Below are 893 nucleotides of genomic sequence, written 5' to 3'. Positions count from 1 at the left end.
TTGCTCAGCACAGTGACGCCGTCCACGGACACGCTCAGCTGGTCGGGATTGCCCAGGCTGCCGTCCCATGAATCGAGCGCATACAGGTCAAAACTCATGGTGTAAGTCTGGCCGGCGGTCAAGCCGCTCAGGTTCAGCGTCTGGCTGGTATTGTTGAAGCGCCCCGAGAAGGCCGACAGCGCCTGCGCGCTGCTGCGGTTGACCGCTGGATTACTCCAGTTGGCCTTGGCGGCGCCCTCGAAGTTGTCGGCGAAGACCACGCTCGCGCCTTGCTTGACGAGCACATTGTCCAGGCCCCAGCTTTCGTCGTCCAGCCCTTCCAGGCCGCCGTCGGCAAAGCGGATGGCCGCCGTTGCGCCACTGGCGACAAAGGTCATGCTCTGGCCGCGGTGCACGCCGTCGGCGTAGCCGGCAAAGCCGATGTCGCGCGTGCCGGTGTTGGACACGCGTACGTCACCCGTGGTGGCCAGGTCGGGCACGATCACTTGCAAGCGCGTGCCGGTGCTGTTGACCAGTTGCGGACGCACTGCGACCACCGAGGTGACGCCGGCGTTGTTGCGCACGTTGAACAGCACTTGGGTGCCGGCGCCGAAGTTGGTGCCGGTCAGTTCGATCACCTGGCCGACGTTGGCGTTCGCTTGCGCCCCGTTGGCGGCGGTGCCCAGCAGGGCGGCGCCATTAAGTGCGCTCAAGGTTGGCGCCTTGACCGAGAAGTCGTCATTGAGCGCGACCTTGTGCAGCAAGCCATAGGTGCTCGACAACCACAGCGCGCCATCGGCATCAAAGGCCAGGCCGCTGATGTCGTTGACGTCCATGCCCTGGCTGCCCAGGTCGACGCGGCGCAGTTCGGCGCCGGTACGGCTGACCTTGACCACCTGGCCGATGGTGTTGTA

The 893-nt window shown here is 65.3% G+C and carries 1 protein-coding gene; it reads right to left on the bottom strand.

The features are described 5' to 3' along the window. A partial coding sequence (locus ACP7D4_RS28120) for a hypothetical protein (RefSeq protein ID WP_426212730.1) occupies positions 1-893 on the bottom strand: 893 nt, incomplete at both ends.

This window comes from Massilia sp. TWP1-3-3, from assembly GCF_049897805.1.
GTDB lineage: Bacteria > Pseudomonadota > Gammaproteobacteria > Burkholderiales > Burkholderiaceae_D > Telluria_A.
The sequence above is the reverse complement of the archived record's forward strand: the minus strand, read 5'-3'. Positions and strand labels throughout refer to the sequence as shown.